Origin of the sequence: Mycobacterium sp., assembly GCF_035603715.1 — a bacterium.
Lineage (GTDB): Bacteria > Actinomycetota > Actinomycetes > Mycobacteriales > Mycobacteriaceae > Mycobacterium.
Genome location: NZ_DATNJW010000457.1, coordinates 1 through 2,598 on the forward strand (window position 1 = coordinate 1; position 2,598 = coordinate 2,598).

At 65.2% G+C, this 2,598-nt stretch carries 2 protein-coding genes; both read right to left on the reverse strand.

Annotated features, from left to right (window positions below):
• Positions 1-1,319 (reverse strand): D,D-transpeptidase PbpA (pbpA, locus tag VN856_RS18880; protein ID WP_325691768.1); only part of this gene is annotated, 1,319 nt, incomplete at its 3' end.
• A partial coding sequence (locus tag VN856_RS18885; protein WP_325691770.1) for an FtsW/RodA/SpoVE family cell cycle protein occupies positions 1,316-2,598 on the reverse strand: 1,283 nt, incomplete at its 5' end. The genes pbpA and VN856_RS18885, both read right to left, overlap by 4 nt.

Consider the following 2,598-nt stretch of genomic DNA (forward strand, 5'->3'; position numbering starts at 1 on the left):
TGCGGTGGTGTGTGGCGCGGGTCGGTGCCGTGCTCTGCGGTACCAGTCTTGGATGCGATCTGCACGCCGGGGATCGCCCCTTTCTGCTGAGTGACATTCTCGGCGCCGACCATTAACTCAGTTAGCTTAGCCGCGACCTGCGGGGACACCGCACGGCGCTGTTGGTGCGGCGCGGTCGTGCTGATGTTAGCCAGGTCAGGTCCCTGCAGGCCGTCAACCAGGTAGGGCTGCATGGTGATGCCGGCATTGGCGATGGTAGCCGCAACGACCGCATTCTCCAGCGGCGTCAACGCGACATCTTTCTGGCCGATGCTCGACATGCCCAGCGCAGCCGCGTCGGGTATCGGTCCGATGGTCGATTGGGCGACCTGAAGCGGGATCGGCTCCGGGACGACGTCCAGGCCGAACGATCGCGCGGTGCTGCGCAGCGCGTCGGTACCGGTGAGCAGGCCCAACTGGACGAATGCGGTATTGCACGACCGGGCGAATGCCTCACGCAGCGTGACGGTTTCGGCGCTGTCGCAGGGCGCGTCGCCGTAATTCTCCAGGCTCGCGGTGCTGTCCGGCAGTGGAATCGACGCCGCCGACGTGAGCGCATCGTCCTCGGTCGCGCCGTTCTGCAACGCGGCCGCAGTGGTGATCACCTTGAACGTCGAACCAGGTGGATACGTCTGCGAGATCGCGCGATTGATCAGTGGCGAGTGCGGGTCGTCGCGGAGTTGCTGCCAGGTGTGCGCCTGTTGCTCGGGGTCGTGTGAGGCAAGCTGATTGACGTCGTAGGACGGCGAGGACACCAGCGCCAGAATCTTCCCGGTGGACGGCTCTAGCGCGACGACCGCGCCGCGGCACGGCCCGTTGCAGCCCTGCTGCATCGCGTCCCAACCGGCTTGCTGGATACGCGGGCTGATGGTGGTGTCCACCGTGCCGCCACGGGGGTCGCGACCGGTGAAGAAGTCGGCCAGCCGGCGGCCGAACAACCGCTGATCGGATCCGTTGAGCAGGGGATCCTCGGCCCGCTCCAGGCCGGTGCTCGAGTAGCGCAGCGAATAGAACCCGGTCACCGGGGCGTACACCGCGGCGTTGGGGTACACCCGCAGGAAACGAAAGCGGCTGTCGGTGGCCACCGAGTACGCCAGCAGCTGACCGTTCGCGGTGATCTGGCCGCGCTGCCGGGAGTACTCGTCCATCAGCACGCGCTGGTTGCGGGGGTCAGACCGCAGCCCGTCGGCGGTGAAGACCTGAGTGAGCGTGGCGTTGAACAACAACAGCACGATCAGCGCCATCACGGTCATCGAAATCCGGCGTAGAGAGGTGTTCATACCCGCTCGATCACCTCGGTGTTAGCGCCCGCGATCGGCGAGGTGTTGCGCGGCTTGGTACGGAACGGCCGCCGCGCCGCATGCGAGATGCGCACCAGGATCGCCAGCAGCACGTAGTTCGCCAACAGCGACGAGCCGCCGTAGGACATCCAGGGTGTGGTCAGCCCGGTCAACGGAATGAGGTTGGTGACGCCGCCGACGACAATGAACAACTGGATGGCCAGCGTGGAAGCCAGACCCGCGGCCAGCAGCTTGCCGAAGCTGTCCCGCACCGCGATGGCGGTCCGCATGCCGCGGACGATCACGATGGTGTAGAGCATCAGCAGGCCGGCCAACCCCACCAGGCCGAGTTCTTCACCGAACGCCGCGGTGATGAAATCGGTTGCCGCAGCAGGCACGGTGTCCGGCTGCCCGTTGCCCAGACCGGTGCCGAAGACGCCGCCGGTGGCGAAGCTGAACAGCGACTGCACGATCTGGTAGCCGGTGTTGTCCGGATCGGCGAACGGGTCCAGCCAAGTCTGCACCCGAACCCGGACGTGAGCGAACATGTAGTACGCGGCAACGCTGCCCAGTGCGAACAAGGCCAAGCCGAGGACTACCCAGCTGAACCGTTGGGTGGCCAGGTAGACGACCACCAAAAACGACGCGTAGAGCAAAAGCGAAGTGCCCAAGTCTTTTTCGAAGACCATCACGGCGATCGAGGCAACCCAGGCCCCGAGCAGCGGAGCGAGGTCACGCGGCCGGGGCAGATCCATTCCCAGCACATGCTTGCCCGCGCTGGTGAACAGCCCGCGCTTGGCCACCAACACGGCCGAGAAGAAAATCAGCAACAAGATCTTCGAGAATTCGGCGGGCTGGATCGAGAAGCCCGGCAAGCGAATCCAGATTTTGGCACCGTTCTGCTCGGACAGCGATTTCGGCAGCAGCGCCGGAATGGCGAGGAAAACGAGTCCGGTCAGCCCGCATACGTAGCCGTAGCGAGCCAGCTGCCGATGGTCCTTCAACGCGATCACCACGAACGCAAAGGCGCCTACGCCGACCAGCGTCCACAGGATCTGCGGGCTCGTCACGGCGCGGCCACTCCCCTCGGCCAGCCGCTCGTCGAGATCGAGCCGGTGAATCATCACCAAACCCAACCCGTTGAGCAACGCCACGATCGGCAACAGCAACGGATCCGCGTAGGGCGCATAGCGTCTGACGGCCAGGTGCGCAACGGCGAACGCCGCCAAGAAGCCGGCGGTGTAGGTGAGTATTTCCCAGCCGATCTCGCGTTCCTGGT